General features: G+C 72.2%; 5 protein-coding genes. 3 read left to right on the forward strand and 2 right to left on the reverse strand.

Features of this window, described 5'->3' with window-relative positions; translation table 11 throughout:
- Nucleotides 1–563, reverse strand: a 563-nt coding sequence (locus tag C1I97_RS31445) for a bifunctional DNA primase/polymerase (RefSeq protein ID WP_146608350.1), incomplete at its 3' end; no start/stop codon positions are given.
- Nucleotides 564–938: 375 nt separating this feature from the next.
- On the opposite strand from C1I97_RS31445, the gene C1I97_RS31450 reads away from it, so the two are divergent.
- From C1I97_RS31450 to C1I97_RS31460, 3 genes are all read left to right on the forward strand, one after another.
- Nucleotides 939–1,250 carry a hypothetical protein gene (locus C1I97_RS31450; protein ID WP_111006465.1) on the forward strand — a complete coding sequence of 104 codons (312 nt, stop codon included), beginning with the start codon at nt 939–941 and terminating at the stop codon, nt 1,248–1,250.
- Nucleotides 1,251–1,556: 306 nt separating this feature from the next.
- Complete coding sequence (locus tag C1I97_RS31455; protein WP_111006466.1) at nt 1,557–2,114, forward strand: SigE family RNA polymerase sigma factor; 558 nt, start codon at nt 1,557–1,559, stop codon at nt 2,112–2,114.
- Nucleotides 2,115–2,265: 151 nt separating this feature from the next.
- Complete coding sequence (locus C1I97_RS31460; protein WP_111006467.1) at nt 2,266–3,921, forward strand: long-chain fatty acid--CoA ligase; 1,656 nt, start codon at nt 2,266–2,268, stop codon at nt 3,919–3,921.
- A 79-nt stretch (nt 3,922–4,000) separates the two neighbouring features.
- Here the strand turns inward: C1I97_RS31460 and C1I97_RS31465 are convergent.
- On the reverse strand, nt 4,001–4,939 hold a 939-nt coding region (locus C1I97_RS31465), incomplete at its 5' end, for a response regulator (protein WP_146608351.1).

The following is a 4,939-nucleotide window of genomic DNA, read 5'->3' on the forward strand; positions in this document are numbered from 1 at the left end:
GTGCCGGGGGCGGTGGCGTACACGCCGTGCTCGGTGCGGGAGCCGGGGCCGACCAGGTAGCCGCCCGCGCCGCGGATGTCGATGCCGGGGGCCAGGCGTCCGGCCGAGTTGGGCACGACAACGTCCGGCGGTCCGCTCAGCCACAGGTGGCGGCCGCCGCTGGGGGTCAGGACGACCACGGTGGCGGGGATGGTGAACAGGTGGTGCAGGGCGAGTTCGCGCAGGGCGGCGGAGGCGTCCGTGCCGGTCTTGGTGTCCAGGTCGACGCCGATCAGGTGGTGCGGGGGCAGCCCGCAGGCGATGCCGTAGCCGGTGGCCCAGGGGGCGGCGGCGAACAGGGCGCGGATGCGGACCGGGTCGGTGGAGGCGTCGTACACACCGTGACCGAAGCGGCCGCACTCGCCGTGGCAGGGCGGGACGGCCGGATCCGGGTCGTCGCGGTGTGGGGAGCGCAGGGCCGGGAGTTTGGTCCGGGACAGGGGGAGAACGGCCAGGCCGCGTTCGGCGGCTGACAGGGCGTGTGCGAGGGCCATCGTCGTGGCCTGCCGGTCGATGGTGGCCATGGTTCTATGTTCGTATGTGTGTTCGAAAAACGGAAGAGGGCGGGCGCGCCACGCCGGAGGGAGCCGGTTCGGGCGGATTTTCGGTGGGCGGCTTCAGCCCTTGCGGCGCTTGGGGAAGAGGGTCGCGAATCGCCCCGCGGCGGGGGTTTTGGGCGGGAAAAGTGGCTGCGGAGGTTTATCGACTTGTCCTCACGCTTGCGTGGGAATCGGGTCTTCCGGGGTGGTCCGCCGGGTTCCGGTGGGCAACCCTGATCTTGCGACGTCGTGAGGAACCCGCCGGGGCGGTCGGCCAACTGCCCTGGTGACAGCCGTACTTCACAGTTTCACGTACGTCCGGCAAGGCAGCCGGCGCGTACCTCGTACTGGAGGAGCAACATGGCAAGCAGCCGTACCGCCCGCGTTCTCGCCGCCGTCGCGGCCGTCCCTCTCGCGGCCGCACTCTTCACCGGCACCGCGGCCGCGGACACGGGGGCGATCGCGGGCGACCGGTCCAACGCGGGCGTCGCGGGCGTCGTCGGCAGCGGGGTCGGCCACAACAACAGCGGCAACTCGTCGACCACGGGGCAGCAGGCGGTCGGCACCGGCGCCTCGAACCGGAGCAACACCGCCCAGGTCAACGGCTCCGCCTTCACGTCCGTCCAGCAGGGCAACGGGAACGTCGCCATCCACTTCACCCCTCTGTGGTGAGCCGGGACGGGCCGGCGCGCACTTCGGGGACCCGCCGCCGACCCTGAACCCCTTGTGGGTGTGCTTGTGGGGACGTGACACACGTCTGCGCGGCGGCGCTCCGGCTCCGCCGCGCAGACGCGTTCACGGACGCGTTCACGGACGCGTTCGCGGACGGGTTCACCCAGGGGTGAACCCGCAGGGCGCACGGCCCGCTCCTCCACCTTCAGGAGGTGAGGCCAACCCCACCCCTACAACCTGAGGCGGACTCCGCTTCGGGACCTGCGGGCGATCCGCCGCGGCGGGTCCCACTCCTAGCGTGGAGCCATGACCACACCCGTCTGCACCAGCGCGTCGACCGCGGCCGTACCGTCGACCCAGGCCCCGGCGTATCCGTCGTTCGCGGCGTACGTACGGGCCCGGCAGCCGGTGCTGCTGCGCACCGCCCGGTCGCTGACCGCGAACCAGAGCGACGCGGAGGACCTGCTGCAGACCGCGCTGGCCAAGACGTACACCGCCTGGGAGCGGATCGAGGACCACCGGGCGCTCGACGGCTATGTGCGCCGTGCCCTGCTGAACACCCGCACCTCGCAGTGGCGCAAGCGGAAGGTCGACGAGTTCGCCTGCGAGGAGCTGCCCGAGCCGGATCCGGTGGCCTGCGCGCCCGACCCGGCGGAGCAGCAGGTGCTGCGCGATGCCATGTGGCGGGCGATCATGAAGCTGCCCGTCCGGCAGCGGGCGATGGTCGTCCTCAGGTATTACGAGGACCTCTCCGAGGTCCAGACTGCCGAGGTGCTCGGGGTCTCGGTGGGGACCGTGAAGTCGGCGGTGTCGCGGGCGCTCGGCAAGCTGCGGGACGACCCGGAACTGGACCGCGTGCGCTGATCCGTCCGTGGGGTCGGCGGGACTCGAGGACGTGGACCGCACGGCGAGTATGTGATCGTTCAGCCGGAGCTAGTGACATACCAAGCGGTATGTGAGCAGAATCTGCGCAACCCCTACTACCGCGTAGGCGACGCCGCCCCGGGAGGACGCCGTGCTGAGCACCATGCAGGACGTACCGCTGACCGTGAACCGCATCCTCTCCCACGGGGTGCTGGTGCACGGGCGGTCCCAGATCATCACCTGGACCGGGGAGGGCGAGCCGCAGCGGCGCAGCTTCGCCGAGGCGGGCGTCCGCGCGGTGCAACTGGCCCACGCCCTCCGCGACGACCTCGGCGTCCGCGGCGACGACCGGGTGGCGACCCTCATGTGGAACAACGCCGAGCACGTCGAGGCGTACTTCGCGATCCCGTGCATGGGTGCGGTGCTGCACACCCTCAACCTGCGCCTGCCCGCCGAACAGCTGACCTGGATCGTCAACCACGCGGCCGACCGCGTGATCATCGTCAACGGCTCCCTGATCCCCCTCCTCGCGCCGCTGCTGCCGCACCTGAAGACGGTCGAGCACGTCGTCGTCTCCGGCCCCGGCGACCGCGCCCCGCTCGAGGGTTCCCACGCGCGGGTGCACGAGTACGAGGACCTGATCGCGGACAAGCCGACCATGTACGACTGGCCCGAGCTGGACGAACGCCAGGCCGCCGCCATGTGCTACACCTCCGGCACCACCGGCGACCCCAAGGGCGTGGTCTACAGCCACCGTTCGATCTACCTGCACTCCATGCAGGTCAACATGACCGAGTCCATGGGCCTGACCGACCAGGACACCTCACTGATCGTCGTACCCCAGTTCCACGTCAACGCCTGGGGCCTGCCGCACGCCACCTTCTTGACCGGCGTCAACATGCTGATGCCGGACCGCTTCCTGCAGCCCGCCCCGCTCGCCGAGATGATCGAGCGCGAGAAGCCGACGCACGCCGCCGCCGTCCCCACCATCTGGCAGGGCCTGCTCGCCGAGCTGACCGCCCGCCCCCGGGACGTCTCCGCCCTCACCCAGGTCACCATCGGCGGCTCGGCCTGTCCGGCCTCCCTCATGGAGGCCTTCGACCAGCTCGGCATGCGGGTCTGCCACGCCTGGGGCATGACGGAGACCTCCCCGCTCGGCACGGTGGCCCGCCCGCCGGCCCACGCGATCGGCACGGACGAGGAGCTCGGCTACCGCCTCACCCAGGGCCGCTTCCCGGCCGGTGTCGAGGCCCGCCTGACCGGCCCCGACGGCGAACGCCTCCCCTGGGACGGCGAGTCGGCCGGCGAGCTGGAGGTTCGCGGCCCGTGGATCGCCGGCGCCTACTACAACGGCCCCGACGCCGAACCGCTGCGCCCCGCCGACAAGTTCAGCGAGGACGGCTGGCTGAAGACGGGCGACGTCGGCACCATCAGCCCGGACGGCTTCCTCACCCTCACCGACCGCGCCAAGGACGTCATCAAGTCCGGGGGCGAATGGATCTCCTCCGTCGAGCTGGAGAACGCCCTGATGGCCCACCCGGACGTCGCCGAGGCCGCCGTCGTCGCCGTCCCCGACGACAAGTGGGGCGAGCGCCCGCTGGCCACCGTCGTCCTCAAGGACGGCGCCACCGCCGACTTCGAGACCCTGCGCGCCTTCCTCGCCGAGGAGGGCAGGATCGCCAAGTGGCAGCTCCCGGAGCGCTGGACGGTCATCACGGCGGTCCCGAAGACCAGCGTCGGCAAGTTCGACAAGAAGGTGCTGCGCCGGCAGTACGCGGCCGGGGACCTGGACGTCACCAGGATCTGACACACGCGGCGCCGGGCGGGAAGCCTCGGGGCCTCCCGCCCGGCGCCGCGCCACGCGTACCGATCGCTGACCGGCCCTGCTAATTGGTTCCGATACGGGCCAGCAGGTCGACGATCCGGTCCTGCACCTCGGCGCTGGTGGACCGCTCCGCCAGGAACAGCACCGTCTCGCCCGAGGCCAGCCGCGGCAGGTCCGCCTGGTCGACGGCGGCCGTGTAGATCACCAGCGGGGTGCGGTTGAGCTGCCCGTTCGCCCGCAGCCAGTCCAGGATCCCGGCCCGGCGGCGGTGCACCTGCATCAGGTCCATCACGACCAGGTTCGGCCGGAACTGCCCGGCCAGCGCCACCGCGTCGTTGTCGTTCGCGGCCCGCGCCACCTGCATCCCGCGCCGCTCCAGCGTCGCCGTCAGCGCCAGCGCGATCTCGGCGTGTTCCTCGACCAGCAGCACGCGCGGCGGGTGCTGCTCGCTGTCGCGCGGAGCCAGGGCCTTGAGGAGTACGGCGGGATCGGCGCCGTAGGCCGCCTCCCGCGTCGCCTGCCCCAGCCCGGCCGTGACCAGCACCGGCACCTCCGCGGCGACCGCCGCCTGCCGCAGCGACTGCAGCGCCGTGCGGGTGATCGGCCCGGTCAGCGGGTCGACGAACAGCGCGGCGGGGAAGGCCGCGATCTGCGCGTCCACCTCCTCGCGCGAGTGCACGATCACGGGCCGGTAGCCGCGGTCGCTCAGCGCCTGCTGGGTGAGGGCGTCGGGGGCCGGCCAGACGAGCAGCCGACGCGGGTTGTCCAGCGGCTCCGGCGGCAGCTCGTCGTCCATCGGCTGCGGCCGGGGGGAGTCCGCGACCTCCACCGCACCGCCGGGGCCGTCCAGTGGCTCGGGACCCTCGGCGGCATTCCTGTCCGGGGCTCCTATGGCGTACGACCGTCCGGCACCGTCGGTGGCCTGTCCCGGCCGGGGCTGCGCCGAAGGGGCCGGCGCGGGGGCTGTGCCCAGGGAAGGCTGCGCGGGGGGCTGTTCGGT

The organism is Streptomyces sp. NTH33, assembly GCF_003236365.1.
Taxonomy (GTDB): Bacteria; Actinomycetota; Actinomycetes; order Streptomycetales; family Streptomycetaceae; genus Streptomyces.

Coding starts and splice junctions, on each gene's coding strand:
- C1I97_RS31450 (WP_111006465.1), top strand. CDS start 939: ATGGCAAGCAGCCGTACCGCCCGCGTTCTCGCCGCCGTCGCGGCCGTC.
- C1I97_RS31455 (WP_111006466.1), top strand. CDS start 1,557: ATGACCACACCCGTCTGCACCAGCGCGTCGACCGCGGCCGTACCGTCG.